Source organism: Plantactinospora sp. B5E13, assembly GCF_039871775.1.
Classification (GTDB): domain Bacteria; phylum Actinomycetota; class Actinomycetes; order Mycobacteriales; family Micromonosporaceae; genus Plantactinospora.
Window position 1 is genome coordinate 16,178 of sequence record NZ_JBDPLT010000043.1, and the last position, 26,925, is coordinate 43,102.

Here is a 26,925-nt window from a genome sequence, read left to right on the forward strand (position 1 = left end):
GCGGCGAAAATGAAGTCTGAGTGGCGCCTGTTCGGCATCGTGTCGTTCTTCCTGGCAATCGCCGCCGTTGTCTACGGGCTCTGGACGCACGGCGCGGACGGTCGGGTCGAGTGGATCGGGCTCGTCGCGCTGATTCTGTCCTGCCTGCTCACCGCGATGTGCGGCGGCTTCTTCTGGTTCGTGTCGCGCCGGATCGACCCGCGTCCGGAGGACCGGCCGGACGGCGAGATCGCCGACGGCGCCGGTGAGGTCGGGTTCTTCAGCCCGGGCAGCTACTGGCCGTTCGGCATCGCCGTGGCCGCCAGCGTCGCCGGGCTGGGCCTGGTCTTCTGGCAGTGGTGGCTGATCGCCACCGGCCTGGTCGCGGTGGTCTTCGCCGCCTGCGGTCTGCTCTTCGAGTACTACAGCGGCACCCGGCGTACCGCCGAGCACTGATCAGGGCAGCACACCTGTCGAAGGCCCGCCACCCCTCCGGGTGGCGGGCCTTCGGCTTTCCGGGTCGGCTCAGCCGACCGGGGCAGTGGTGCCGAATACCTGGTCCAGCTGGTGCCGTAGCAGCCTCAGCGCGGCCTCCGCGTCGCGTAGGCCGGCCATCACGCTGTCCGCCAGGCCGGTCGCCAGGGCGAGCAGGTTGGCGGCCTCCGCGTCGACGTCCCGGTCGTCGGCGACCTCGCCGGTACGTCGGGCCCGGTCGAGCAGGTCGCGAAGGCCGCTCTCGAGGTCCTGTGAGTTGCGGGCGTACGGCAACGCGGCCAGGTGCGGGTCGGTCAGCGCGAGGGCGTGGTAGGCGGCGAAGACCGTGTACGCGGCCCGCTGCTCGGCGTCGGCGGGGATGAGTTGGCCGAGCCACTCCTCGAGCACCGGCCGCAGAGGTCCGCTGGCTCCGGTCGAGTCGTTTCTTGTCGAGTTGGCGCGCCGGGCGGCCACCCGCCGGCCCACCGCCTCGGAGAGCTGTTGCAGTGCGGCGAAGAGCAGCTGTTCCTTGCTGTGGAAGTAGTACTGCACCGTGCTGACCGTGACTCCGGCCTCTGCCGCGACGGTTCGCATGGTGGCGGCGTGCAGCCCGCGGTCAGCGGCGATCCGCAGCAGGGCATCGATGATCTGCGTCCGCCGTTGTTCGTGATCGGCCAGTCTCGGCACCCGCTGGTCTCCCGTCCCGTGTCGGAGGTGACCCTCGATTGTGCGGGTCGCCGTCCGTTCTTTTCTGGTACGAGCGTACTATACAGTCGTACTGCCAACGAGAGGGAGGGGCGGACGGTGGCGGGGACTGGACAACGGATCGGACGGTTCCAGCGGCAGGTTCTGCACGGGTCCGCCGACAACGCGGCCTGGCTCGACGCGGTGTTGGCCGGGCTCGGACTTCACGACGTACACCTGGTGGGCCTCTCGTACGGCGGCTGGCTCGCCCTCAACCAGGCCGTGTACGGGCCGGCCCGGTTGGCCTCGGTGACGCTGCTCGACCCCGGGGGCCTGGAGAAGGTGCCGATCCGGTTCTACGCCAACCTCCTGCTCGGCGTGCTCGCGACCCTGGCCCCGCGCCGGACCCGTGCCCGGCTGTCCCGGCTGTTGGCCAACCATGCCCTGATCGAGTCGCCCGAACAGTTGGCCCCCATCATGATCGCCGCCCGTAGTTGGCGTACCAACCGGCCGGCAGCCCGGCGGCTCGACGACGACGAACTCCGCGCGGTCCAGGTACCGATGCAGGTGCTGTTCGGTGGTCGTAGCTCGTTGCTGCGGCCCGCTCGGGCGGCGTCCCGGGTCCGGGAACTGGTCGCCGGGGTCCGGACCGAGATCGTGCCCGGCGCCGGCCACGGGCTTCCGCTCGAAGAGCCGGAGCTGGTGAACCGGCGGATCCTCGACTTCGTCGACCTCGTGGACGCCGCCGATGTCGGCGGGGCGCGCACGGGGGGGTAGGGGCGTAGAGAAGGGCCCCTTCCTGACCGCCGGCGGCAGCCGGCGACAAGAAGGGGCCCTGCTTACTGACAGCTCAGTGCTTGCCGCTGCCGATCTCCTGCTGCTCGGAGCGGGGCTCGACCGGCGGGTGGCCGGGCGAGACCGGTGCTTCGACCGGCTTCTCGATCGGGTAGAAGAAGCCCTTGATGGCCGGGCCCAGCGCGCCGAGCCGGTTCATCTTCTTCGGCACCACCCAGCCGACGTACTCCAGCTCGGTGTGGCCGTGCTCGTCCGCCGGGGCGAGCGGCTGGTGCACCTCGACGAACTGCCCGTTCGGCAGTCGCCGGATGATGCCGGTCTCGACACCGTGCGCCAGCACCTCCCGGTCGTGCTGCTGGAGACCCAGGCAGATCCGGTAGGTGACGTAGTAGGCCAGCGGCGGCAGGATGATCAGACCGATCCGGCCCGCCCAGGTCATCGCGTTCAGGCTGATGAAGAACTTGTCCGCGATCACGTCGTTGGCGCCGGAGAGCGTCAGCACCACCCAGAACGTCACCGCCATCGCGCCGAGGGCGGTCCGGCCGGGTACGTCGCGCGGGCGCTGCAGCAGGTTGTGGATCCGCCGGTCCTTGTTGATCCGCGCCTCGATGAACGGGTAGAGCAGCGGGAGCACGGTCAGGATGCCGGGCAGCACCACGGTCGGCCAGAACAGCGGCGGGATGACGTAACCGTTGCCGATCGGGATGTTGATCTCCCACGGCGGCATCAGCCGGGTCGAGCCGTCCAGGAACATGACGTACCAGTCGGGCTGACTGGCGGCGGAGACCACGCCCGCCTCGTACGGGCCGAAGAGCCAGATCGGGTTGATCTGCACCAGACCGCCGAGCAGCGCGATCACGCCGAAGACGATCATGAAGAAGCCACCCTGCTTGATCGCGTAGCGCGGGAACATCCGTTCGCCGACCACGTTCGAGTTGGTCCGGCCGGGGCCGGGCCACTGGGTGTGCTTCTGCTTGAAGACCAGTCCGAGGTGCACGCTGATCAGGGCGACGAGCAGGCCCGGGATCAGCAGCACGTGGGCGATGAAGAACCGGCTGATGATGATGTCGCCCGGGAACTCCCCGGCGAAGATCGACGAGGTCAGCCAGGAACCCACCACCGGGATGGAGAGCATGATCGCCGAGGCGATCCGCAGGCCGGTGCCGGAGAGCCCGTCGTCCGGGAGCGAGTATCCGGTGAAGCCGGCCAGGAAGCCGACCCAGAACAGCAGGTAGCCGATCATCCAGTTCAGCTCACGCGGCTTGCGGAACGCGCCGGTGAAGAAGATCCGGAGCATGTGCACCACGATCGCCGCCATGAACAGCAGCGCGGCCCAGTGGTGCATCTGCCGCATGATCAGGCCGCCGCGGATATCGAACGAGATGTCCAGGCTCGAGGCGTACGCCGCGGACATGTGGGTGCCCTGCAGCGGACGGTAACTGCCGTCGTAGGTCACCTCGGTCAGCGACGGCTCGAAGAACAGGGTCAGGTAGACACCGGTCAGCAGCAGCACGATGAACGAGAAGAGCGCGATCTCACCGAGCAGGAACGACCAGTGGTCCGGGAAGACCTTGTTGAGCAGGGAACGCAGCGGGGTGTTCACCTGGAGCCGGTCGTCGACCTCACGGGCCGCCTTGCCCGGCACCGCCGCTATGTCGAACCTTCGACGCTTCACGGCCGCTCCCAGAAGTCGGGCCCGACGGTCTCGGTGAAGTCGGACTTCGCCGCGAAGAAGCCACCCTCAACGGTCAGCGGCAGCTGAGGGAGTCGCCGGCTCGCGGGTCCGAAGACCGGACGGGCGTTGTCGGTGATGAGGAACTGCGACTGGTGGCAGGGGCAGAGCAGCCGGTTGGTCTGCTGCTCGTAGAGGCTGGCCGGGCAACCGGCGTGCGTACAGATCTTGGAGTACGCGATGTAGTTGCCCCACATGTAGTCGCCGTGGCCGGCCCGCTGGTTCGCCGCCCGCGCCTCCTCGGCGTCGGTCGGACGGAGGTGGATCAGCAGCACGGGGGAGTCCGCGTGCTTGTTGGTCGCACCGTCCGGGATGCCGGGGAAGACCGTGATCTGACCACCGGGGCTGACATCCTCGGGACGTACCGGGGTGCCGTCGTGGTGGGTCAGCTTGACCAGCTCGGTGGTGTTCCCGTGGGCGATCGGCTTCCAGCCCGTGGTGAACATCTGGTTGTTCTTGTGCGGCTGCTCGATCAGACCGCCGATGAGCGGCGCGGCGGCGACCGCACCGACCGGGGCGAGGCCCGCGAGCAGCGAGACGCCCAGCAGCGGGCGACGCCGTACGCCGAGTTCGTCGACCATGTAGAGCAGCGTGCTGCCGGTGAGGGCGCGTTCCTCGTCCGAGGCCGGCTCGATGTGCCGGTCCTGGATCGAGACCTCCTTCGGGAGCAGCTTCTTGCCCCAGATCAGGATGCCGAAGCCGATGCCGAGCAGCGCCAGACCGAGGGTCAGGCCGAGGAACGGGGTGTAGAACTTGGTCATCCCGGTGCCGTGCTCGTACTTCCACGGCCACCAGACGTACGCCACCACGAAGGCGGTCGAGAAGAGCCCGACCAGCAGGAAGAGCCAGGTGACGAACCGGGTCAGCCGGCGTTCCGCCTTGGTGCCCGGTACCGGGAACTGGGACTCGTAGTGGACGATCTCGATGTCGTCGCGCCGGGCCCCCTCCCGCACGATGTCGAAGCGGGACACTTCCGGGTCGTTCACGTCGAACGGCTCGCGGGTGGCCCCGTGGGTCTGTTCGTCGGTACGCGTGCTCATGACTTACCCGCAATCCACAGCGAGGCGAAGACCAGCGCCACGATGCCGACCAGGAAGATCGCCACGCCCTCGGTGGAGGGGCCGAGGCGACCGAGGTTCAGCCCGCCCGGGTCGCGGTCCTTGGCCAGGGTCTCCTGGACGTACGCGATGATGTCGGCCTTCTGGTCCGGGCGCAGCTGGTTGTCGCCGAAGACCGGCATGTTCTGCGGGCCGGTCAGCATCGCGGCGTAGATCTGCCGGTCGTTCGCCGGCCGCAGGTTCGGGGCGAACTTGCCGGACGAGAGGGCGCCACCGCCACCGCCGAAGCTGTGGCAGGAGGAGCAGTTGAGCCGGAACAGCCGGCCACCCTCGGCGACGTCGGCACCCCGGTGCAGGTTCTCGCCCTCGGGCAGCTGCGGCCCGCCGCCAAGCTCCTGCACGTACTGCGCGAGCTGCTGGATCTCGTCGTTGTTGAAGACCGGGGGCTTCCGCTCCGCCTGGGCCTCCTGGCGCGCCAGCGGCATCCGGCCGCTGCCGACCTGGAACTCCACCGAGGCGGCACCGACGCCGATCAGGCTCGGGCCGCGGCCCTCGATGCCCTGGGCGTTGCGCCCGTGGCAGGTCACGCAGCTGGTGTCGAAGAGCGCCTTGCCCTCCTGGGCGGCCGTGGTCAGCTGCGGGGTGTCCTGCGCCTGCAGGCCCGGCGCGAAGACGGTGTAGGCGCCGCCGGCCAGGGTCAGTGCGGCCAGTAGCCGGACTGCGGCGCCCAGCCGCCGGCGGGCCTTGCTACGCGGACTGGACCGCGCACGGCGCAGCCGCGAGAGCAGCCCGCGGGAGCGGGCGCCGCCGGGGGTGTCAGAAGTCATGGCCTGTGTCCTTAACGGTTTTCTCGACCTTGTCTCAGGGACGGAGCATCGTGGCGGAACGTGACAGCACCAAGATCACTGGAGCCAGTAGATCATGCCGTACAGCGCGATCCAGACCACATCGACGAAGTGCCAGTAGTAGGACACGACGATCGCCGAGGTGGCCTGCGCGGGGGTGAACCGGCCCATGGTGGTCCGGATCATGAAGATGATGAAGGCCACGAGACCGCCGGTCACGTGCAGCGCGTGGAAGCCGGTGGTCAGGTAGAACGTCGACCCGTACCCGTCAGCGTTGATCTTCACCCCTTCGTGTACCAGCTCCCGGTACTCGTTCAACTGACCGAGCACGAAGATCAGGCCCATCACGAAGGTGACGGTGAACCAGCGGCGCAGCGCGTGCACATCACCCCGCTCCGCGGCGAACACGCCGAGCTGACAGGTGATCGAGGAAAGCACCAGGATCACCGTGAACGTCGTCGCGTACGGGATGTTGAGCGCTTCGGTGTGCTTCTCCCACAACTCCGGCGCCGCCGCGCGGATGGAGAAGTACATCGCGAACAACGCCGCGAAGAACATGAGTTCGCTAGAGAGCCACACGATCGTCCCGACGCTGACCATGTTCGGTCGGGTCAGTGAGTGGATCCGGCTCTTGTCAATGGCTGAGGCCGCAGTCACGCGGTCATTATTGCCCCTGATCGGCATCGGCGATCGTCGGGGTGGCCTAACTCCCTCGTCGGATGGGGTGACGCACCCCGCCCGGTTCGTCTGGCCTAGCCTGAAAAACGTGCTGCACGTCGATCCCGACCCCGTGACCGCCGTACCCGTCGCCCTGCCGACTCCGGACGTCCTCGCCGGTGGGAGCGCCGAGACGGCGCCGTTCACCGTCTCCTCGATCCTCACCGAGAGCACGTTGAACAGTTGGCTCGCGGTCGGCCTGGTGCTCGCCGCCGCCCTGTACCTCTACGGGGTGTACCGGCTGCGGATCCGGGGCGACCGGTGGCCCGTCGCGCGTACCGTGCTGTTCCTGGGCCCCGGTCTCGGCGGCATCGCGGCGGTGACGCTGAGCGGGCTCGGCGCGTACGACACCACGCTGCTCTCGGTGCACATGGTCCAGCACATGGTGCTCTCCATGGTGGCGCCGATCTTCCTGGCGCTCGGCGCGCCGATCACCCTGGCCCTGCGTACGCTCACCGGCGCGCCCCGGCGGCGGCTGCTCGCCGTACTGCACAGCCGGGTGGCGAGGGTCCTGTCGTTCCCGCTCCTCGCGTACGCGCTCTTCGTGGTCAACCCGTTCGTGCTGTACTTCACCGGGCTCTACCGGGTGACGTTGGAACATCCGCTGGCCCACGAGTGGGTCCACGCGCACTTCATCGTCACCGGCTGCCTCTTCTTCTGGCCGCTGGTCGGGTTGGATCCGCTGCCCGGCCGTTGGCCGTACCCGGCCCGGGCCCTGCTGATGGTGCTCTCGGTGCCGTTCCACACTGTGCTCGGGCTCACCGTCATGCAGAGCACCACCCTGTTCGGCGGCGACTGGTACCCGTCGCTGGCGCTCGGCTGGGCCGACCCGTTCGCCGACCAGAAGGTCGCCGGCGGCATCCTCTGGGCCGGGGGCGAGTTCGTCAGCGTCACCATGATCGCCGTACTGGTGGTGCAGTGGATCCGGCAGTCCGAGCGGGAGGCCCGGCGGATCGACCGTGAGCTGGACCGGCAGGAGGCCCGGGACCAGGCGGCCCGGAACTCGGCCGGTACGTCCGGCTGACCGTCGGACCGTTCCACGTCCCGGGATTCGGGCGGCGCCCACCCCCGGGCCGGGCGGGCCGGTCGGCGTCGGGGCGGGACCGGTACGATCGGCGGGCAGCTACGAGGTGGGAGCCTGGCAACCGATGAGCGATCGTCTATACACCGTCCTGCTCTACAGCGACGACCCGGAGGTCCGGGACCGGATGCGGCTCGCCGTGGGCACCCGACCGGCCGCCGACCTGACCGTCGAGTTCGTCGACGCGGACAGCTACGAGAAGTGCATCCGGCTGGTCGACGACTACGAGATCGACCTGCTGCTGCTCGACGGCGAGGCGACGCCGGCCGGTGGCCTCGGCATCGCCCGGCAGATCAAGGACGACCGGGACGACGCGCCGCCGACCTGCGTGGTGATCGCCCGTGCGGCGGACCGGTGGCTCGCCGCCTACGCGCAGGTCGACGCGACCCTGGTCCACCCGCTCGACCCGGTGACCACCGGCCAGACCGTCGCCGGGCTGCTGCGGGCCCGGGCCGACGGGGCACCCGCCCGCTCCTGACCGACCGCGCCCCCGACGCCGCGCCCGCCGAGGGACCGCCGGCCCGGGATGACGGCGCCCGGTCAGACCGCCACACGCGACACTCGCCAACCACCCGCTCCGCTCGGGAGGCCCGCATGGGGGAACGGACCTGGCCCAACCTCCTCGCCGCGCTGTTGCGCGGTGAGGAACTCTCCACCGCCGACACCGCGTGGGCGATGGGCGAGATCATGGCAGGGTCGGCGACCCCGGTGCAGATCGCCGGGTTCGCCACCGCGCTGCGTGCCAAGGGGGAGACCCCGGCCGAGTTGGCCGGCCTGGTCGAGGCCATGCTGACCCGGGCCACCCTGGTGGAACTGCCGGAGGCGCTGCGGTCCGGCGCCGTGGACGTGGTCGGCACCGGCGGGGACCGGGCCCACACGGTCAACATCTCCACGATGACGGCGATGGTGCTGGCCGGGGCCGGGGTGCCGGTGGTCAAGCACGGCAACCGGGCGGCCTCCTCGTCCTGCGGTGCGGCCGACCTGCTGGAACATCTCGGCGTACCGCTCGACCTGGGACCGGTCGGGGTGGCCAGGTGCGTCACCGAGGTCGGGATCGGATTCTGCTTCGCCGCCCGGTTCCATCCTGGGATGCGGCACACCGCCGTGCCCCGGCGGGAGATGGGTGTGCCGACAGTCTTCAACTTCCTCGGTCCGCTGACCAACCCGGCGCGGCCCGGGGCCGGCGCGGTCGGTTGCTTCGACCCCCGGATGGCGTCGGTGGTGGCCGAGGTCTTCGCCCGCCGGGGTGACTCGGTCCTGGTGATGCGGGGTGAGGACGGGCTGGACGAGTTCAGCACCGCCGCGCCGACCCGGCTGTGGATCGCGACACAGGGCCGGGTCGAGGAGACCGTGGTCGACGCGGTGGACCTCGGCCTGCCCCGGTCGGCCCCCGGTGACCTGCGCGGTGGCGACGCTTCCTTCAACGCCGACGTGACCCGCCGACTGCTCACCGGTGAGCCGGGTCCGGTTCGGGACGCGGTCCTGCTCAACACCGCGGCGGCGCTGGTCGCGCACAGCGGCTTCGAGGGCGACCTGCTGCCGGCGCTGCGCGCCGGACTCGACCGCGCGGCGGCGTCCATCGACTCCGGTGCCGCCGCCCGCACGCTCGACCAGTGGATCGACGTCGCCAAGGTGGCGAAGGCCGCCGAGTGACCAACCGGTCGCCTTCCCCGGAGACCGCCGGCTGAACCCGCCGACCGGCGGCGGAACCAGTGTTTCCCAGCGTGAACCGGCCCGGACGCTGCGGGTTCGTGCCGGGCTCGATCCGTCCGCGTGTCCGGCGGACAACCGGGTACCCCTCAGGTTCAACGACGGAGGGGGGAACAACCATGTTGGTAACCAAACGCTTGGGCGTGCTCGTCTCGATGGTGTTGCTCGGCCTGGTGCCGGCCGGAGCCGCGTACAGCGCCGCCGTGCAACAGACGGCGACGCCGTCCGCGACGCCGTCCAGCACGTTGTCCGCGCAGGACAAGCAGTTCCTGACGGCGATCCACCAGGTGAACCTCGCGGAGATCGCCACCGGCAACCTCGCCCAGCAGAAGGGGACCAACCAGGAGGTGAAGACGCTCGGGGCGCGGTTCGTGACCGACCACACCCAGTTGGACCAGAAGGTGCAGAGCGTCGCCTCCGCGGGGAAGTTGACGCTGCCGAACAAGGTGACCAGCGAGCAGCAGGCGGTCGTGAACCAGTTGCAGAACGTCAGCGGGGCGGATTTTGACGCGCAGTGGGTCACCGCCCAGTTGACCGCGCACAGCCAGGCCATGCAGCTGGTGCAGGCCGAGCTGACGCAGGGCTCCGACCCGGCGGCCAAGCAGGTGGCGCAGCAGGCGGCCCCGGTGCTGCAGGCGCACCACAACGCGCTGGTCTCACTGGCCCAGAGCCTGGGGGTGCCGATCCCGGGTGGGCTCACCGTGGCACCCAGCCCGGGTGTGAGCTCCGGGACGCCGTCGCGGGGTGGTACGCCGGGCACGCCGGGTCCGACGACCAGCTGACCGGGTCCGGTCCGACACTGACCCGCTGGTCAGAGGGTTCGACCCTGATCCGCTGGTTGGGAAGCACAGGGTGACGGGTCCGCTGGCCGATCGGCCGGTGGACCCGTCGCGTCGTCCCGCTGTCTGCGGCTCCGCCTGCTGCTACCGGGAGACGGGCAGGTCAGCGGCGAACGCGGCCACCCGGGCGGCGATCCGGGTGGAGGCCCGGACCCAGGTGAAATGGTTCAGCGGGCCGTCCGCCTCCGCGCCGACGTACCGCTCACGCCGCACCGGCGCGGCGGTCAGTTTGGCGCAGAGTTCGTCGAGCGTCTCGTGCGGGGTCAGCGGGTCACCCTCGACGCTGATCGCCAGCACCGGGGTACGTACGGTTCGGACGGCCGCCTCGGCGTCGACCCCGTCGAGTCGGGGGAACCGTCCGGTCCGGACGGTGTGGGCCCAGTCCCGGATCACGCCCCGGGCCTGCCGGCCACCGAACCCCCAACCGGGCCAGCTGCCGAGCATCCCGGCGACCGTGTTGATCAGTTGGGCGCCGGGCAGCACCAGGAGGCGGCGGTGCCCCGGGTAGCGTCGCCAGTACGGCACGCCGGCGGCCACCAGGGCCAGCCCGTCGACCTGCCCGCCGCCGGTGCGGGCGAGGTGCAGCAGCGCCGCCTGACCACCGAGTGAGTGACCGAGCAGCAGGCGGGTACGCCCGTCCAGCCGTGACTTCAGACTCTCCAGTACGGCGCCGACGTCCTCGACCAGCTCCGGATAGCCGTACCGGGAGGCGCGGCTCGGTGCCGGGGTGCTGTCGCCGGTGCCACGCAGATCGGTCACCACCACCGCCAGCCCGGCGGCCCGCAGCGCGGCGACGAACGGGGTGTAGTAGCTGGCCCGGACCCCCATCGCGGGCCAGAGCAGCACGACCGGAGCGTCCGGGCGGCCCGCGGGCTCCGGGTAGACCCGCACCGCGAGCCGGTCCGTCCCCCGATCGACGAAAACCTGTTCGTAGCCGGGCTGTGGGGTCATCCGAGGATCGTACCGGGCGTAGTTACCGGCGGGTACACATCTCCGGTCGCTCCCTGCGAAGGCCGCCGGGTCAGTCCGCGTCCGGCAGGCCGATCGCGAACGCCTCCTCCAGGTCGTGCTGGGAGTAGGCGCGGAAGGCGATGTGCGACTCGGTGTTGAGCACGCCCGGCACCTTCGAGATCCGGCCGGCGATCACCTCGGCGATCTGGTCGAACTCGCGTACCCGGACCACGGCGATCAGGTCGACGTGACCGGCGACCGAGTAGACCTCGCTGACGCCGGGCAGGGCGGCGAGCGACTCGGCCACCTCGGGGATCGAATCGGTGGCGCAGTCGATCAGCACGATCGCGGTGATCACCGGTGGGACTCCTCTCGTCGACAGGCCGGCGCGGCCGACGGTCCCGGGGAACGGGATCCGCGGTCGGCGTCGCGTTGCGGGTGCCCGCCCATGCTAAGGGGTCAACCCCGGCGGGACCCGGTCACGGTGTGCCGGGTGGCCCCGGCGGGACCCGGGTCACGGTGTGCCGGGTGGCTCCGGCTCGGCACCGGCCGGCACCGTCAGGTCCGTGCCGACACGTACCGCCTCGTGCAGCCGCTCGCCGGCGTGCACCACGCCGCCCGGCCAGACCACGCAGCGGTCGACCGTACCGTGCACGGTCGCCTCGGCCCCGACCACCGCGCGGTGCGCCCGGCCGGTCACCGTGGCGGTGGCATCGACCAGGCAGCCGTCACCCGCCGCGTGCAGGTTCGCGGCCAGGTAGTCGGCGGGCGTGCCGGTGTCGAGGTACGTGCCGGCGAACTCGACCACCTCCAGCTCGCCGGCCGCCTCCGCCGGCCGCCACACGGTCCGGACCAGTTCGGCCGGTTCGGCCGGCAGGTCCCTGACCCGGGACCACGGCAACAGCGAGAACCCGGCGAACCGGTGTTGACCGAAGTCGCCGGGGCGGGCCGGGCCGGCGACCCGCTGACCCAGCAGACGTACGGTCCGGCCGTCCCAGCCGGCCAGCAGGGCGGCGATGTCCGGTCCGGGCGGGCTGTCCGGCGCGGCGAGGTAGGCGTCGGCGTTGCCGACCAGGACACCCCGACCGGCGATCCAGTCCCGCAGCCTCGCCACCCCACCGGAGGTGCCCAGCGGGTCACCCGGCTCCACCGAGAGCCATGCCCGGCCACCCACGTGCCGGACCACCTGGTCGCCGAGGTAGCAGGCGTTCACCGCGACGGTCTCCGGACCGGTGAGACCGAGCCCCGCCACCCGGTGCAGGGCCCGGTCCAGCAGTGGCACGTTTCCCACCGGACAGAGGGCCTTCGGACGGTGTTCGGTGAGCGGGCGCAGCCGACGCCCCTCACCGGCGGCCAGGACGACCGCGCAGAGCCCGTCCGGTGCGACGGGTTGTGCTGCTGCGCCGGCTCGGTTCACGACGGTGGACGTGCCTCGGCGGCCGGGTCGGAGTCGGCGAGCGGACCGATCCCGTAGTGGGCGAGCAGCCGGGCGGTCGCCACGGTCAGTTTGGGCAGGTCGTCGAGGGGGTGCCAGGCTGCCTCGTACACCTCGGCGCCGTCGACCACGAGTGGTGTGGTGGAGGCCGGGACCCGGGCCTCGAAGACCATGTCCACCCAGCCCTTGGCGTGCACGACGGCGTTCGGCACCGCCGGCCGGAGCTGCTCCGGCGCCAGGTCGATGCCGCTCTCCTCGTGCAGCTCCCGGGCCGCGCCGATCACCGGGGCCTCGCGGCGCTGGAGCAGGCCGGCCGGGAGCGACCAGCCTTTCCCGGGTGGCTGACGGAGCAGCAGCAGCCGGCCGGGTTCCGCCGCCTCGGCGTCTGTGACCAGGGTGACCGCGCCGACGATGTACTTCGGAACGGCCAGCCGGACCAGCCGGCGACGGACCCCGATGGGCAGGCGGTAGAAGACCTTGTAGCCGATGGCACGCGTCGGCGAGCGGCGGGTGATCACGAATCCAGGCTAGAGGGCGTACCCGGACCACGGGTGACCCGGGGCACAGCGGACCTCATTCCTGATGGTCGACCATGGCGATGAGCTGCTCGACCACGGTGTCCGGTTCGATCGTCCGGTCCACCACCGCGACCAGCAGGGTCTCCAGGTCGGGATACCCCTGCTGCTCGGCGAGCTGGCGCAACGGCAGGTCGCTGGCGAGTCCCCGGTTGTGCTTGCGCAGGGTGAGACCGATGGTGGCACGGCCCAGCTTGACCTTGTCCGAGATGGAGATCCCCGGTTCCTGGTGATCGGCGAACCAGCGGTTGATCTGCATCTGGGCGTGCGGGGACTTGACGAAGCCGAGCCACTCCCGGCGGGGGCCGGGTGGGGCCACCGCGAGGTCGAGTTCGCTCTGCGCGTCGGTCTCGGTGAAGATCTCCACCACGTCGCCCTCCTCCAGTTCGGAGGAGAGCGGCGCCAGCCGACCGTTGATCTTGGCGGCGAGACAGTGGTCGCCCCGGTCCGGGCCGAGCTCGTACGCCAGGTCCACCGGGCTGGAACCGGCCGGCAGCACGATCTGCCGGCCTTCGGCGAAGACCTGGATCTGGGTCTCGGCGAGGTCGCAGCGCAGCGACTGGAGGAACTGCGCCGGGTCGGCGGTCTCCCGTTCCCAGTTGAGCACCCGCTGCAGCCAGTCAAGCTGCTCGGCGCTGTTGGCGCCGTCGACGCCGGGACGGGGGTAGCGGAAGTCGGCCGCGATGCCGTACTCGGCGGACCGGTCCATCGCCCGGGTCCGGATCAGCACCTCGACGATGCGTTCGGCCGGGCCGATGACGGTGGTGTGCAGCGAGCGGTAGAGGTTGTTCTTCGGGGCGGCGATGTAGTCCTTGAACCGGCCGGCGACCGGGCGCCAGAGGCCGTGGATCGAACCGAGGGCGGCGTAACAGTCGGTGTCCGGGCCGTCGACCACGACCACGATCCGGGGCAGGTCGAACGGGGTCGTCTGGTCCCGGGCGACGGTGTCCTTCCAGATCGAGTAGTAGTGCCGGGGACGGGGTTTCACCACCGCCACGATCTTGTCCCGCCGGAGCACCACCCGGGCCTGGTTGACCACGTCGTCGAGGTAGGCCCCCCAGTGCGGCCGGTTCTTGACGTGTTCGTCGATCCGCTCGTACGCCTCGGGCTCCAGGTGTTGCAGCACCACGTCGTCGAGGTCGCGCTTGAGTGCCTGGATGCCGAGCCGGTCGCAGAGCGGGACCAGCACCTCCTGGGTCGCCCCCGCGATCCGGGCCCGGGAGGCGGGCGAACGGACCCCGAGGGTGCGCATGTTGTGCAGCCGGTCGGCGAGCTTGATGATCAGCACCCGGACGTCCTTGCCGGCCGCGATGATCATCTTTCGGATCGTCTCCGCCTCGGCGGCCTTGCCGTAGAACGCCTTGTCGAACTTGGTCACCCCGTCGACAAGGTGCGCCACCTCGGACCCGAAGTCCCCGGTCAACGCCTGCAACGTGTAGCGGGTGTCCTCGACCGTGTCGTGCAGCAGGGCCGCGACCAGGGTGACCGTGTCCATGCCGAGTTCGGCGCAGATCTGCGCGACCGCCAACGGGTGGGTGATGTACGGCTCACCGCTCTTGCGGAACTGCCCCCGGTGCATGCTCTCGGCAATGGCGTAACTGCGGCGCAGCACCCCGACGTCGGCGTTCGGGTGGACCGCACGGTGGGCCCGGGCCAGCTGGGTGACCGGATCATCCTCACCGGACGGCCAGGAGAGCAGCGAGCGTAGCCGTTTGCTCAGCGTGATCTCGGTCGCGCGGGCGCCCCCGAGGGCGGCGCCGTGCCCGGCGTCGAGGTCCACGCGGAGCCACCTCCTCGCTCACCGCCCGCCTCCCGGTGATCGCTCCAGTGTGACCGCCGTGGGGCGCGGTCGGGGAAGCAAACCCCGAAATCGGGCAGGACTGCACTTCTCTAACAGCCTAAGGGAGCGAAGGTCGTCCGATCGGTCACTTGCTCATGTGCGTTTGGTCGGGAGTTGTCCGGACGACGCGGCCTCGGCCCGGGCGAGCAGGTCACGGAACCGTTCCGCACCTCTGGCCGGAGAGGACCAACCGGTCGACGTCTCGACCAACCGCGTGTCGGGTCGTTCCAACCAGGACAGGATCCGTTCCGACTCCTCGGCCGAGGCGTTGGGAATCGGCCCGTGACCCGGCAGGACCGTCTCGGCGGTGGCCCGGACCAGGTCGAGCAGCGGTCGGGGCGGTGCACCGGGCGCGGCGGTGGCGGCACCGGCGAGCCGGCCGTGCCGGACCACGGCGATCTCCCACCCGCCGTCGGCGGTCCGCCGGGCGGCGGCCAGCTCGGCGATTCGGGTCAGCCCGACCAGGCGCTGCATCCGTACGGTGGCCCGCAGCACCGCGGCCAACCGACTCCGGACCACCGCCGCCTCCTCGTAGCGGTGGGCTCCGGCCAGCGCCTCGATCCGGCCCAGCAGAGCGTCGACCAGCACCTGTGGATCGTCCACCATGGCGGTCCGGACCGGGGCGACCGCACGTTGTTCGTACTCGGTGACCGAGATCCGGTGCTCGCACGGTGCCGGGCAGCGGCCCAGCTCGGCCAGCGCGCAGGCCGGCGTGGTGCTCCGGACCGACAGCCGGTGCGTGCACTGGCGCAGCGGCACCGCGTCGTGCACCGCCGCGGCGGCGAGTTCGGCCGCCCGCCGGGAGCCGAACGGGCCCAGGTACGCCTCGTCGTCCGGCCCGAGACCGCGGACCACCGACAACCGGGGGTACGGCTCGGCGGTCAACTTCAGCCACAGCACCCGCTCCGGAAACTTCGACCGGCGGTTGTACGGCGGGGCGTGCGCGCCGATCAGCCGCAGCTCGCGTACCTCGGCCTCCAGCGGGTGGGCACACTCGATCGCCTCCACCCGGACCGCCGCGGCCAGCATCTCCGAGATCCGCGCCCGTTTCTCGGCCGCGGTGAAGTAGCTGCGGACCCGGGTGGCGATGTCACCCGAGGTGCCCACGTAGAGCGGCCGGTCGTCGGCGGCCCGGAAGATGTAGACCCCCGGCACCCGGGGCAGCCCGTCGGCCAGGTGTCGCTTGCGCCGCTGGGTCGGGGTGACCGCCCGGGCGAACTCGATCGCCTCGCCCAGCGTTTCCACCCGGTGCCCGCCGAGCCGGGCGATCAGCCCGTGCAGTACGTCCACCGTCGCCTTGGCGTCGTCCAGTGCCCGGTGGTTCGGCTGGTGCGGGGTACGGAAGTACGCGGCCAGGGTGCCGAGTTTGCGGTTGGGTACCTCGTCCCGGGTCAGCACCCGACGGGCCAGCGCGGCGGTGTCCAGGACCCGGGGGTTCGGCCAGACGTACCCGTGCCGGGCGCAGGCCGCCTTGAGGAAACCCACGTCGTACGGGGCGTTGTGGGCGACCAGTACGGCGCCCCGGAGGAACTCGAGGAGGCTCGGGAGCACCTGTTCGATCGGCGGCGCCGGGGCCAGCATCGCCTGGGTGATCCCGGTCAGCACGGTGATGAACGGCGGTATCGGCTCGCCCGGATTGACCAGGGTCGCCAGCACGCCGAGCTGCTCGCCGCCCCGGACTTTCACCGCGCCGATCTCGGTGATGCCTCCGCCGTCCGGCGCTCCTCCGGTCGTCTCCAGGTCCACCACCACAAACGTGCAGTCGCGCAGTGACAGCGTGTCACCGGGTCGGTCGCCCGTCGCCGGGTCGTCGTCCGGCAGGCCGTCCAGCGTGCCCTGCACGTATCGGGGTTGCACCACGGCGGGCAGGTTAGGCGCCCCGTACGACACTCCGGCCACCCGGGTCCCACTGGTCACAGCGGTCGACCCGAAGAGATCATCTGAGGTGAAGGGCGGTGGGTGGGGAGTCGGTGGGAGACTGGCGGCATGCCTCGCGCCGAATCGTTCGACGACCGCCTCCCCGAGGAGGCGGCGGAGACCACGCGCGCCGAGGCGGGCGACCGGCGCTCGGAGCCGGACACGCCCCGACCGGAACAGCAGGCGGACACCCCGGCCGGGCCCGGCCCGGACCTGTCCCGCGACGCCGCCGGGTCGGCGACCGAACGGGACCCGGACGTGGTCGGCGAGGTCCCGGAACTGGGGCCCGAGCCGGGCGGCGCCGTGGAGCCGGACGACGGCGCCGAGCCGGAACCCACCCTGCCGGAGCCGGTCCGGCAACGGATCATCAGCCTGGCCGCCGCGGCGCTACCGACCCTGCCCGGCGACGAGCTGCCGGCCCCGCTCCGTCGGGTCGCGAAGTTCGCCCCCAACCGGCGGGCCCGACTGGGCGGGGCGCCGATCGCCACCCAGTTGGCGGGCGACCCGCTGTTCCGGCAGCGGGTGGCCAGCCGGGTGCTGGCCGACGCCGGTGCCCTCGGCGTGGCGGTCGTCTCGGGCGGCAGCCCGGCCGCCGCCGACCCGGTCGAGGTGGCGGCCCTCGCCTATCTGGCCCGGCCGACCGGCTGGCGTGCCCTGGTCGAGAACGCCGGGGCGGCGGTCCGGGCCGAGGTGGACAGCGCGGCCGTGGCCGAGCTGGTCCGGGAGGCCGAACAGCGGGCCACCCGCGCCGAGCACGACCGGGCGGTGGCCAAGGTCGAGGCGGACAAACTTCGCGACGAGGTCGCCCGGCTCCGCGAGGAGCTCGGTCAACTGCGGGAAGAGACCCGGGTGCTGGGCCGATCACTACGGGAGACCCAGGCCCGGGAGCGCCGCGCGAGCGAGTTGCTGGCCACCGAGAAGGGCCGGGCCACCCGGGCCGCCGCCGACCACGAGGCGGAGCTGCGCCGGATGCGGGCCCGACTGGCCGAGGCCGAGGCGGCCGCCGGCGCGGTCCGGCAGACCGCCAAGGAGGCCAGGTCGGTCGACGACGCCCGGCTCTGGCTGCTGCTGGAGACCATCGGCCGGGCCGCCGTCGGGTTGCGTCGGGAACTGGCCCTCGACCCCGCCGACCGGCTGCCCGCCGACTACGTGGCCGAGGCGTTCGCCGACAACCCGACGGCGGCGAACTCGGCCCGCGGACTGGGCACCGACGACCCGGCCCGACTCGACCAGCTGCTCGCGCTGCCCCGGGCGCACCTGATCGTGGACGGCTACAACGTCACCAAGCGCGGCTTCGGTGAGATGTCCCTGGAACAGCAGCGTAAACGGCTGATCACCGGACTCGGCGGGATCGCCGCGCAGACCGGTGACGAGGTGACCGTCGTCTTCGACGGTGCCGAGCGGATGCACGGCCTGCCGCCCGCGCCGCGCGGCGTACGGGTGCTCTTCTCCCGCAAGGGAGAGACCGCCGACGACCTGATCCGCCGACTGGTCCGGGCCGAACCGGCCGGGCGTCCGATCGTCGTCGTCTCGTCCGACCGTGAGGTCGCCGACGGGGTACGCCGGCACGGCGCCTACCCGCTCGGGGCCGACTCCCTGCTCCGCCGGCTCGCCCGGGCGTAGCGGCGACAGGACGGATCCCTTCCTCCCGCTTTTGGTAGCGGAAGGCCCCAAGCTGACCACCTGGGCAGTTCTTGTCGTACCCCTGTCCTAGCGTCGATGTAACCGATCGTGGTCGGTGCGCGACGAGAGCGCCGCGACGCCGGCCCGCCCGTCGAGGAGGGACCGATGCTCATCGACTGCGACAACTGCCCCCGGCCGGAGGCGGACTGTCCCGGATGCCTGGTCAAGGCGCTGGACCGACCACCCGACCAGGGCAACCTCACCGCCGAGGAGCAGTACGCCATCGAGGTGTTCGCCCGGGCCGGCTTCGACGTCGAGGTGCTCGACGTGCCGACCACCCCGCCGCTCCGGCTGACCTCCCGGCGCCGGCGCCGCCGCGTGGCATAACCCGGCGGGCGCGGAGCCGCCGGGCCGGGGGGCCGCCGGCTGCGGACCCGCCGGTGGGGCCCGGTGCCGCCGCCACGTCACCGGGTCGGCACAAGGCGGTCCGGGGGCGGCATAGGATGGCCGCGCGGACGCCGCTGGCGGGAGGACAAAAGATGACCGTGCGACGTGACGGCGTCGCCCGGGCCGGGGACCGGGTCTGGGACCGGGCACGGGGCACGACATGACGCCGCGCGCCTGGGCGGGCCTGACGCTCGCGGTCCTCGTTGTACTGCTGGTCGCGGCGACGGTGGCGTTGGTGCCGTGGCATCGTCCCCCCGCACCCCGCTCCGACCAGTTGGCGGCCCTGGACGAACTGCACCCGGCGGAGGTGGCCCGGGGACGGGCCTTCCATGCCGCGTTGCGCCCCGGGACGTACGGCGGAATGCTGGTCGGCCTGCTCGTGGCGCTGCTGCTCGGCCTGACCCCGCTGGGCGCGAAACTCGTCTCCCTGGTCGGCCGCCCGTTCGGCGACAACTGGATCGCCCAGGCGGTGCTCGGCGGCCTGGCCGTGGTGCTGGCGGCGGACCTGCTGACGCTGCCGTTCGCCGCCTGGCGGCACGCGGTCGTGGCCCGCTACGGCCTCTCCACCCAGGGCTGGGGCGGCTGGACGGTCGACCTGCTCAAGTCGTACGCGGTCAGCGCGGTGATCGGCGCGGTGGCGCTGCTCGGCTTCTACGCGGTGACCCGGTACGCCCCCCGCTGGTGGTGGGCGGTCGGCGCGGTGGGCGCGGCGGGCCTGGTCACGCTGCTCTCGTTCGTCCTGCCGGTGCTGGTGGAACCGATCTTCAACCGGTTCACCCCGATGGAGCCGGGGCCGCTGCGTACCGAACTGCTGGCGCTCGCCGAGACCGATGGCGTACCGGTGAAGGACGTGCTGGTCGCCGATGCCTCGCGGCGGACCCGGGCGGTCAACGCGTACGTCTCCGGCTTCGGCCCGACCCGGCGGATCGTCGTCTACGACACCCTGCTGCGCGAGGCGCCGCCCGAGGAGGTGGCCAGCGTCGTCGCGCACGAGTTGGGGCACGCGAAGGACCGGGACGTGCTGACTGGCACCCTCACCGGGGCGCTCGGCGCGGCCGCCGCGGTGGTGGCGCTCTATCTCCTCGGTTCGTCGGGGGCACTGTTGCGGGCCGCCGGGGTCGGCTCGGTCGCCGAGCCGGCCGCGTTTCCGCTGCTGATCGCGCTGGTGACCCTGGCCGGTCTGGTTGCCGCGCCGGCCCAGGCCTGGATCTCCCGGCAGGTCGAGGCCCGGGCGGACGCGCACGCGCTGGCGCTGACCGGTGACCCGATCGCCTTCGAGGCGATGCAACGCCGGTTGTCCAGCGTCAACCTGGCCGACCCCGACCCGCCCCGCTGGGTGTACCTCTACTCGGCGAGCCACCCGTCCACAGTGGAGCGCATGGCCGCGGCCCGCGCGTACGCCCGAGGAGCCGGCGGTTGACCAGGACCCTGCTCGTCACCAACGACTTCCCGCCGCGACCCGGCGGGATCCAGTCCTTCGTACACGGGCTCGCGGTCCGGCAGCCGCCCGGCTCGGTGGTGGTCTACGCCTCGACCTGGCGGGGCGCCGACAAGTTCGACGCCGACCAGCCGTTCGAGGTGGTCCGGGAGTCGACCGGGGTGCTGCTGCCGACCACGCGGATCGCCCGGCGGGCCGCCGAGCTGGCCCGGACGTACGACTGTGACACGGTCTGGTTCGGTGCCGCCGCGCCGCTCGGGCTGCTCGCCGCCGGGCTGCGTCGCCGGGCCGGGATCCGGCGGGCGGTGGCCCAGACCCACGGACACGAGGTCGGTTGGGCGGCACTGCCCGGAGCCCGGTCGGCGCTGCGCCGGATCGGGGACGGTGTCGACGTCACCACCTACCTCGGCGAGTACACCCGGGTACGGCTGGCCCGGGTGCTGGACGGACACACCGAACTGCGCCGGCTCGCCCCCGGGGTCGACGTCGACGTCTACCACCCGGACGTCGACGGCAGCCAGGTCCGGGCCCGACACCGGCTCTCCGACCGGCCGGTGGTGGTCTGCGTCTCCCGACTGGTGCCCCGCAAGGGCCAGGACGCCCTGATCCGCGCGCTGCCGGAGATCCGGCGCCGGGTCCCGGGAGCGGCCCTGCTCGTGGTCGGCGGTGGCCCGTACCGGGACTCGCTGCGCAAGCTCGCCCGACAGGTCGGGGTCGCCGGCGACGTGGTCTTCACCGGCAGTGTGCCGACCGCCGAACTTCCGGCCCACTACGCGGCCGGCGACGTCTACGCGATGCCGTGCCGGACCCGCAACCGCGGGCTCGACGTCGAGGGCCTGGGCATCGTCTACCTGGAGGCGTCCGCGACCGGACTGCCGGTGGTCGCCGGTGACTCCGGGGGTGCACCGGACGCGGTCCGCGAGGGCGAGACCGGGTACGTCGTCGACGGCCGCGACGTCCGGCAGCTCGCCGACCGGGTCGCCACCCTGCTCGCCGACCCGGATCTGGCCCGACGCATGGGCGCGGCCGGACGGACCTGGGTCGAACGGGAATGGCGCTGGGAGAAACAGGCCCGGCGGATGACCGAACTGCTCGGCGGCTGAGCGGTCGACGGCACGGCGGAATGTGACGTGCCACCCGCCCGGGGTGGGCTTGCCCACCGGCGGACGACGGACGATGGATATCGATGATCGGGCGTGGCAGTCTGTCCTCGTGCGAGATGTCGCGTTCACAGGATCGGTCGCGGTGGTGGCCACACTGGTGGCAGCCACCGGATTCGGACTCTGGCATCGCAGACGGGACGGCGTGCTCCGGCCGGTGGCCTCCGCCACCGCCGTCTCCGGCGGCATCGCCTCGGCCGCCGCGACTACCTCCGGCACCGCCTCGTCCGTCACCGCCACCGCCGTCTCCGGCGGCACTGTCCCGGCCGACGGGGTTGGCGGGCCGGCGGTCGACCGGGGAGGAGCGGGTGGCGAACCACCGGACGATCCCGACCTGCGGGCCATGCTCACCGCGCTCGGCGTACGGCTGGGCACCCCCGCCACGCTGCTGCAGTTCTCGTCGGCGTTCTGCGCCCCGTGCCGGACCACGCGCCGGGTGCTGAGCGATGTCGTGGAACTGCTTGACGGCGTACGCCACGTCGAGGTCGACGCGGAGAGCGAACTGGCCGCCGTCCGGACCCTCGCGATCTGGCGTACGCCGACCGTGCTGGTGATCGACGCCGAGGGACGGGTGGTCCGGCGGGCGACCGGGGTGCCGAGCAAGGCCCAGGTGATCGCCACCGTCGCTCCGCTGCTCGACAAGACCACACCATGACCTGACCGCACCGACTCGACCGAGCCCGGCTCCCCACCCCGGAGGTGGACATGTTGCTCGATCCCCGTGCCCCGCGGTTCGCCGCGGCGCTCACCGCGCTTGTCCTGGTTGTTGTCCTGGTCACCGGTTCCGGCTGGCTGGCCCTGGCCCAGGCGGCCGTGTTCGGCGTCGCCGCCCTGGATCCGCGACGGAACCCGTACGCCCTCGTCTTCCGGTTCCTGGTGGCGCCCCGGCTGCCCCGCCCCACCGAACTGGAGCCGGCGGCGCCGGTCCGGTTCGCCCAGCTGGTCGGTCTGGTGTTCCTGCTGGTCGGTGCCGCCGGCTATCTGGGTGGCGCGCCGGCACTCGGCCTGGTCATGGGGTGTCTGGCCCTGGCGGCGGCCTTTCTCAACGCGGCCTTCGGACTCTGTCTGGGCTGCGAGACCTACCTGGCGTTCCGCCGGCTGACCGGTCGCCCGGTACCGACCCGGGTCGCCAACCCCGCGCCCTGAGCCGCCGCGTCGCCCACGCCGGCACCACGAGGCGGCCGACGACGGGATCCGTCGACAGCCCCGTGGTCGCAGACGCGGGTCAGAACTTGGGGGCGTCGGGCGCTTCGAGCAGACCGAGCCGCAGCGCGGTCATCAGCGCCTGGGCCCGGTTGGCCGCACCGAGCTTCTCGTAGAGCTTCGAGATGTGTGTCTTGGCCGTCGACTCGCTGACGAAGAGCTGCTTCGCGATGCCGGCGACGCTCATCCCGTCGGCGAGCAGTCGCAGCACCTGCCCCTCCCGGGGGGAGAGTTGCGGGCCGGAGGGGGCCAACCGGCGCTTCATCGCCTCGGCGAGGTCGGCGGCGGTGAACGCGCTCGGCGAGGAGGCGGCGTGCCGGGCCGCGGCCACCACCTCGTCGGCCGGGGCGGTCTTCGGTACGAAGGCGCTCGCGCCGGCCTCGAGGGCACCGAAGAGCTGGTCGTCGCCCGCGTACATGGTCAGCACGACGATGCCCATGGTGGCGCTGGACTTGCGGAGTGCACGGGTGGCTTCGAGCCCGCTGCCGTCGGGAAGGCGGAGGTCCATGATCACGACGTCGGGCTGTAGCGCGCCGGCCTGTCGGACCCCCTCCGCGGCGGTGGCGGCCTCGCCGACGACCTCGAACTGCCGGTCCCGCTCAAAGGCGTGCCGCAGTCCCTTGCGGATCAGGTCATGATCGTCGACGAGCAGGACCTTGGTCCGAGTGGTCGGCGTGGGGCTGGTGGTCATGCTCGGGTTACTCCCCTTCTGATGCGGTGACGCTATCGCGCACGTTATCGCGCCGGGGCGAGGTTCCGAGCACCACTGCCACCGTCGTGCCGCTGGGGTGTCGCGGACTGATCTCTAGCCGGCCCCGGATACGTTCCGCCCTCTCCGTCATGATCGCAAGACCGTACCTGCCATCAGGACGCTGGTCAGCGATGCCCTGACCATCATCCGACACTTCAATCTGGGCGAATGGGGGATCCACGGCACAGGTCACCCAGAGATTCGCGGCCCCGGCGTGCTTCCGGGCGTTCGTGATCGCCTCCTGCGCGATGCGGAGCAGCTCCGCCTCGGTGGCGGCCGGCAGTCGGGCGGTCGACTCGTCGAGCGTGTAGTGCACCCGCAGCCCGGCGGAGGCGCCGACGGTACGGGCGTACTCGGCGATGGCGGCGGCCAGCCCACCGTGCCGGTCCACCTCGCTGCGCAGCTCGAAGAGGCTGAGCCGCAACTCGGTGATGACCCGGGTCACCTCGGCCCGCAGCGCCCGCAACTCCTCGGCGGTCTCCTTCGCCCCGTCCGGCAGGGTGGCCATCGCGTTGTCGATGCCGTACCCGACCATCACCAGTTCCTGGGCGACCCCGTCATGGATCTCCCGGGCCAGTCGCTGCCGCTCCTCGTTGGTGGCCAGCGAACGGACCTCGTCGAAGAGCAGCGCGGCCTCCAGCCGCAGCGCCGCCGGCCCGGTCAGCGCGGTCACCTGGGCCACCACCGGGGACGGGTACGCGTTCGCGACGTCGGCCTCCAGGGCGACCAGACCGACCGTCCGTACCCCGGCGACCAGCGGTACGACCAGCGACGACACCTCACCGCCCCGGTGCGACCGGGCCTGCGACCGGTTGGCGGTCTGTGGCTGCTGGCTGGCCCAGGCGTCGGCGATCGCCGAGTCCGCGTCGAGCGTCGTCTCCCAGTCGACCCGGTCCACCCCGACCTGGGCGAGGACCACCAGCCGGCCCCCGCCGCTGGCGGAGAGCACGGCCGCCCGGTCGGCCCGGGCCACGCCGCGTAGCTCCTCCAACAGGTGCTCGGAGATGCCACCCGGGTCGAGGGTCGCCCCGGGCAGCTGCCGGGCGACACTGCGTAGCTGGGTCAGCAGTCGGGTCGCCTCGGCGTACGGCTGCGGCCGGCTCTCTCCCCGGGCCTGCAGGATGCGTTGCAGCGTGCCCGCGGCGGAGAGGCCGAGTCCGGCGAGGATCAGCCACTGGACCGCCGAGGCGAGGTAGCCGGGTTGGCCGATCTGTCGGCCGCCGTCGCCGGTGCTCAGCGCCCCGCCGAGGGCGAGGCTGACCGCGGCCAGCACGGCCAGGGCGATGCCCTCCCGGGACCGGCGTTGCAACGCGGTGGCGGTGAGCGGCACCGCGAGGTAGGGCAGGATCGCGGAGGCGCCCAGCCCGGGCATCGGGCCGTTGATGGTCGCCGCGGCGGCGACCTGGGCGGCGGCCAGGCCGACCAGGACCACCTCGGCGGCCCGGCCGAGCGGCGCCAGTACGCGGTGCCTGGGGGCGATCACCCCGGGGATGCCGGCGAAGGCGAGCAGAGCGACCCAGCGGAGCTGGCCCGGGTCCCGGGTGGCGATCAGCGTGAGGACCGCGACGAGGGCGAGCATGACGAGGCGCGCCGCCGTCGCGAGCGGATGCGGGTGCGGTGGACCGGAGGTCGAGGCGGGCACCTGACGGATGGTAGTCAGTCGCCGTATATCTCGGCGATGTCCGCCGAGTAGGTTTTCGCGACGATGTTCCGTTTGACCTTGAGTGACGGGGTGAGTTCACCGCTGGCCTCGGTGAAGTCTCGGGGCAGGATCCGGAACTGCCGGACCGACTCGGCCCGGCTGACCGCCTGGTTGGCCTCGTCCACCGCCTTCTGGATCTCGGCCCGCAGTTCCGGATCGTCACGCAGCTGGTCGACCGGGGTCTCCTCGGGCCGGCCGTGTTCCCGCAGCCAGGCCGGCAGCGCCTCCTCGTCGATGGTGACCAGCGCGGCGACGAACGGGCGCCGGTCGCCGACCACCATGCACTGGCTGACCAGCCGGTGGGCCCGGACCCGGTCCTCGAGTACGGCGGGCGCGACGTTCTTGCCACTCGCGGTGACGATGATCTCCTTCTTCCGGCCCGTGATGGTCAGATATCCGTCATCGTCGAGCTTGCCAAGGTCGCCGCTGTGGAACCAGCCGTCCGGGGTGAGCACCTCGGCGGTGGCCTCCGGGTTGTTCCAGTACCCCTGGAACACCACGTCGCCCTTGATCAGGATCTCGTCGTCGTCGGCGATCCGGATGGTCACCCCCGGCAGCGGCCGGCCGACCGTACCGATCCGGGTCGCGCTGGGCAGGTTCACCGCGACCGCCGGCGAGGTCTCGGTGAGGCCGTACCCCTCGTAGACCCGGACCCCGACGCCGCGGAAGAAGTGTCCGAGCCGGGCGCCGAGCGGAGCCCCGCCGGAGACCGCGTTCTCGCAGCGGCCGCCGAGCGCGGCGCGGAGCTTGCGGTAGACCAGCCGGTCGAAGACGAGGTGTCGCAGCCGCAGTCCGAGGCCCGGTCCGGAGCGGGTGTCCAGCGCCTCGCTGTAGCTGATGGCCACCCCTTCGGCGGCCGCGAAGATCTTGCCCTTGCCCTCGTCGTTCGCCTTCTGGACCGCTCCGGTGTAGACCTTCTCGAAGACCCGGGGCACCGAGAGCACAAAGCTGGGCCGGATCTCCTTCAGGTCGTTGACCAGGTTCTTCGTGTCGGCGGCGTGCGCCACGGTGGCCCGGGCCCGGACCGTGCCGATCTGGATCAGCCGGGCGAACGAGTGGGCCAGCGGCAGGAAGAGCAGGGTCGACGCCCCCTCGTTGAAGAGGTTGGGCAGCACCGGGATGGCGTTGCAGATGTCGGAGAGCAGGTTCCGGTGGGTCAGCGTGCAGCCCTTGGGGCGTCCGGTGGTGCCGCTGGTGTAGATGATCGTGGCGAGATCGCCGGCCCGGACCGCCCGACGGCGCAGGTCCACCTCGGTCGGATCGATTCGTTCCCCGAGGGCGACCAGGTCGGCGATACCGCCGACGTCGAGCTGCCAGACCTGCTCCAACTTCGGCAGCTGGTCGCGGACGCCGGACAGGGTCAGCGCGTGGGCGTTCGTCTCCACCACGCAGGCCACCGCGCCCGAGTCGGCCAGGATCCAGGCCACCTGTTCGGCGCTGGAGGTGTCGTAGATCGGCACCGTCACCCCGCCGGCGGCCCAGATGGCGTAGTCGACCAGGGTCCACTCGTACCGGGTCCGGCTCATCAGCCCGACGCGGGAGCCAGGGGTGATGCCGGCGGCGATCAGACCGCGGGTCAGCGCGAGGACCTCGTCGCGGAACTGGCGGCAGGTGACCTCGGTCCACCCGCCCTCCGAGCCGTTCGCGCCGTCCGAGCCGTTCGCGCCGTCCGACCCGCTCGTGCCGTCCGACCCGGCCGGTCCCGTGGTGCGTCGGAGGAACTGCACACTGTCCGGCGCCTCCTCGGCGTTGTCCCAGACCGGGTCGGTGAGGTTGGCCGCGTCGCCGATCGTGACCACCGGCGGGACCGAGAACTCGCGCACCTGCACTCCCTCGTGCTCGTATCGACCCGGTCCGCCGACGGCCGACCGGTCCGGTTACCTCCGCAACCTACCTGGCTGCCGGTTCCGTCCGCCTCGGCAGGCTCGTCGGCGGTGGGTGGCGGCCGGCCGGTGGACGGCTGCCGGCG

Annotated in this window: 26 protein-coding genes; 12 read left to right on the forward strand and 14 right to left on the reverse strand. The window is 71.9% G+C overall.

Annotated features, from left to right (window positions below):
- Positions 1-9 precede the first annotated feature (9 nt).
- Positions 10-435, forward strand: a complete 426-nt coding sequence (locus ABGB05_RS28555) for a cytochrome c oxidase subunit 4 (RefSeq protein WP_347657012.1) — start codon at positions 10-12, stop codon at positions 433-435.
- Between the two features lie 69 nt (positions 436-504).
- Here ABGB05_RS28555 and ABGB05_RS28560 read toward each other — a convergent pair whose 3' ends face one another.
- Positions 505-1,140, reverse strand: a complete 636-nt coding sequence (locus ABGB05_RS28560; protein WP_347657013.1) for a TetR family transcriptional regulator — start codon at positions 1,138-1,140, stop codon at positions 505-507.
- Positions 1,141-1,257: 117 nt separating this feature from the next.
- Here ABGB05_RS28560 and ABGB05_RS28565 point away from each other — a divergent pair, with 117 nt between their 5' ends.
- Entirely contained in the window at positions 1,258-1,914 is a 657-nt protein-coding gene (locus tag ABGB05_RS28565) for an alpha/beta hydrolase (RefSeq protein WP_347657014.1), read from the forward strand.
- Between the two features lie 73 nt (positions 1,915-1,987).
- Here the strand turns inward: ABGB05_RS28565 and ABGB05_RS28570 are convergent, their stop codons facing one another.
- From ABGB05_RS28570 to ABGB05_RS28585, 4 genes are all read right to left on the reverse strand, one after another.
- On the reverse strand, positions 1,988-3,607 hold the full coding sequence (locus tag ABGB05_RS28570; RefSeq protein ID WP_347657015.1) for a ubiquinol-cytochrome c reductase cytochrome b subunit: 1,620 nt from the start codon (positions 3,605-3,607) through the stop codon (positions 1,988-1,990).
- The gene (locus ABGB05_RS28575; RefSeq protein ID WP_347657016.1) at positions 3,604-4,704 is read right to left on the reverse strand and encodes a Rieske 2Fe-2S domain-containing protein; all 1,101 of its coding nucleotides are present in this window, start codon (positions 4,702-4,704) and stop codon (positions 3,604-3,606) included. Before ABGB05_RS28575 ends, ABGB05_RS28570 begins: the two co-directional genes overlap by 4 nt.
- On the reverse strand, positions 4,701-5,549 hold the full coding sequence (locus ABGB05_RS28580) for a c-type cytochrome (protein ID WP_347657017.1): 849 nt from the start codon (positions 5,547-5,549) through the stop codon (positions 4,701-4,703). The genes ABGB05_RS28575 and ABGB05_RS28580 overlap by 4 nt, the downstream gene beginning before the upstream one ends.
- 75 nt (positions 5,550-5,624) lie before the next feature.
- Positions 5,625-6,224, reverse strand: a complete 600-nt coding sequence (locus tag ABGB05_RS28585) for a heme-copper oxidase subunit III (protein ID WP_347657018.1) — start codon at positions 6,222-6,224, stop codon at positions 5,625-5,627.
- Between the two features lie 154 nt (positions 6,225-6,378).
- On the opposite strand from ABGB05_RS28585, the gene ABGB05_RS28590 reads away from it, so the two are divergent.
- The 4 genes from ABGB05_RS28590 to ABGB05_RS28605 all read left to right on the forward strand — a co-directional run bounded on the left by ABGB05_RS28590 (position 6,379) and on the right by ABGB05_RS28605 (position 9,857).
- A complete protein-coding gene (locus tag ABGB05_RS28590) occupies positions 6,379-7,308 on the forward strand; it encodes a cytochrome c oxidase assembly protein (protein WP_347657055.1) in 930 nt (309 codons plus the stop codon).
- Between the two features lie 124 nt (positions 7,309-7,432).
- The gene (locus ABGB05_RS28595) at positions 7,433-7,843 is read left to right on the forward strand and encodes a hypothetical protein (protein WP_347657019.1); all 411 of its coding nucleotides are present in this window, start codon (positions 7,433-7,435) and stop codon (positions 7,841-7,843) included.
- Between the two features lie 116 nt (positions 7,844-7,959).
- A complete protein-coding gene (gene trpD / locus ABGB05_RS28600; protein WP_347657020.1) occupies positions 7,960-9,018 on the forward strand; it encodes an anthranilate phosphoribosyltransferase in 1,059 nt (352 codons plus the stop codon).
- Between the two features lie 176 nt (positions 9,019-9,194).
- Positions 9,195-9,857 (forward strand): DUF4142 domain-containing protein, encoded by a 663-nt coding sequence (locus tag ABGB05_RS28605; RefSeq protein WP_347657021.1) that lies wholly within the window; start codon positions 9,195-9,197, stop codon positions 9,855-9,857.
- A gap of 141 nt (positions 9,858-9,998) precedes the next feature.
- On the opposite strand, the gene ABGB05_RS28610 is transcribed toward ABGB05_RS28605, so the two are convergent.
- The 6 genes from ABGB05_RS28610 to ABGB05_RS28635 form a co-directional block, all read right to left on the reverse strand.
- Positions 9,999-10,865 (reverse strand): alpha/beta fold hydrolase, encoded by an 867-nt coding sequence (locus ABGB05_RS28610; protein ID WP_347657022.1) that lies wholly within the window; start codon positions 10,863-10,865, stop codon positions 9,999-10,001.
- A gap of 70 nt (positions 10,866-10,935) precedes the next feature.
- Entirely contained in the window at positions 10,936-11,223 is a 288-nt protein-coding gene (locus tag ABGB05_RS28615; protein ID WP_347657023.1) for an Lrp/AsnC ligand binding domain-containing protein, read from the reverse strand.
- A 156-nt stretch (positions 11,224-11,379) separates the two neighbouring features.
- Positions 11,380-12,282 (reverse strand): NTP transferase domain-containing protein, encoded by a 903-nt coding sequence (locus ABGB05_RS28620; RefSeq protein ID WP_347657024.1) that lies wholly within the window; start codon positions 12,280-12,282, stop codon positions 11,380-11,382.
- Positions 12,279-12,815, reverse strand: coding sequence for an NUDIX domain-containing protein (locus ABGB05_RS28625; protein WP_347657056.1), 537 nt, complete (start codon positions 12,813-12,815; stop codon positions 12,279-12,281). The genes ABGB05_RS28620 and ABGB05_RS28625 overlap by 4 nt, the downstream gene beginning before the upstream one ends.
- Positions 12,816-12,873: 58 nt before the next feature.
- Complete coding sequence (locus tag ABGB05_RS28630; RefSeq protein ID WP_347657025.1) at positions 12,874-14,655, reverse strand: RelA/SpoT family protein; 1,782 nt, start codon at positions 14,653-14,655, stop codon at positions 12,874-12,876.
- A gap of 153 nt (positions 14,656-14,808) precedes the next feature.
- Positions 14,809-16,575 (reverse strand): DEDD exonuclease domain-containing protein, encoded by a 1,767-nt coding sequence (locus ABGB05_RS28635; protein WP_347657026.1) that lies wholly within the window; start codon positions 16,573-16,575, stop codon positions 14,809-14,811.
- Between the two features lie 126 nt (positions 16,576-16,701).
- On the opposite strand from ABGB05_RS28635, the gene ABGB05_RS28640 reads away from it, so the two are divergent.
- From ABGB05_RS28640 to ABGB05_RS28665, 6 genes are all read left to right on the forward strand, one after another.
- On the forward strand, positions 16,702-18,255 hold the full coding sequence (locus ABGB05_RS28640; RefSeq protein WP_347657027.1) for an NYN domain-containing protein: 1,554 nt from the start codon (positions 16,702-16,704) through the stop codon (positions 18,253-18,255).
- Positions 18,256-18,420: 165 nt separating this feature from the next.
- Positions 18,421-18,642 (forward strand): hypothetical protein, encoded by a 222-nt coding sequence (locus tag ABGB05_RS28645; protein WP_347657028.1) that lies wholly within the window; start codon positions 18,421-18,423, stop codon positions 18,640-18,642.
- 220 nt (positions 18,643-18,862) lie between these two features.
- Positions 18,863-20,122: a M48 family metallopeptidase gene (locus ABGB05_RS28650; protein ID WP_347657029.1), complete on the forward strand. Its 1,260-nt coding sequence runs from the start codon at positions 18,863-18,865 to the stop codon at positions 20,120-20,122.
- A complete protein-coding gene (locus ABGB05_RS28655; RefSeq protein ID WP_347657030.1) occupies positions 20,119-21,243 on the forward strand; it encodes a glycosyltransferase family 4 protein in 1,125 nt (374 codons plus the stop codon). The genes ABGB05_RS28650 and ABGB05_RS28655 overlap by 4 nt, the downstream gene beginning before the upstream one ends.
- 142 nt (positions 21,244-21,385) lie before the next feature.
- Positions 21,386-21,955 (forward strand): thioredoxin family protein, encoded by a 570-nt coding sequence (locus ABGB05_RS28660; protein WP_347657031.1) that lies wholly within the window; start codon positions 21,386-21,388, stop codon positions 21,953-21,955.
- 50 nt (positions 21,956-22,005) lie between these two features.
- Positions 22,006-22,446, forward strand: coding sequence for a DUF4395 domain-containing protein (locus ABGB05_RS28665; protein WP_347657032.1), 441 nt, complete (start codon positions 22,006-22,008; stop codon positions 22,444-22,446).
- A gap of 79 nt (positions 22,447-22,525) precedes the next feature.
- Here ABGB05_RS28665 and ABGB05_RS28670 read toward each other — a convergent pair whose 3' ends face one another.
- Genes ABGB05_RS28670 through ABGB05_RS28680 form a run of 3 tightly spaced genes read right to left on the reverse strand, consistent with a single transcriptional unit; the run spans position 22,526 to position 26,779 of the window.
- On the reverse strand, positions 22,526-23,194 hold the full coding sequence (locus ABGB05_RS28670) for a response regulator transcription factor (protein WP_130460771.1): 669 nt from the start codon (positions 23,192-23,194) through the stop codon (positions 22,526-22,528).
- A 7-nt stretch (positions 23,195-23,201) separates the two neighbouring features.
- Positions 23,202-24,896 (reverse strand): GAF domain-containing sensor histidine kinase, encoded by a 1,695-nt coding sequence (locus ABGB05_RS28675; RefSeq protein WP_347657033.1) that lies wholly within the window; start codon positions 24,894-24,896, stop codon positions 23,202-23,204.
- Between the two features lie 14 nt (positions 24,897-24,910).
- Complete coding sequence (locus tag ABGB05_RS28680) at positions 24,911-26,779, reverse strand: long-chain fatty acid--CoA ligase (protein WP_347657034.1); 1,869 nt, start codon at positions 26,777-26,779, stop codon at positions 24,911-24,913.
- Positions 26,780-26,925: the final 146 nt, after the last annotated feature.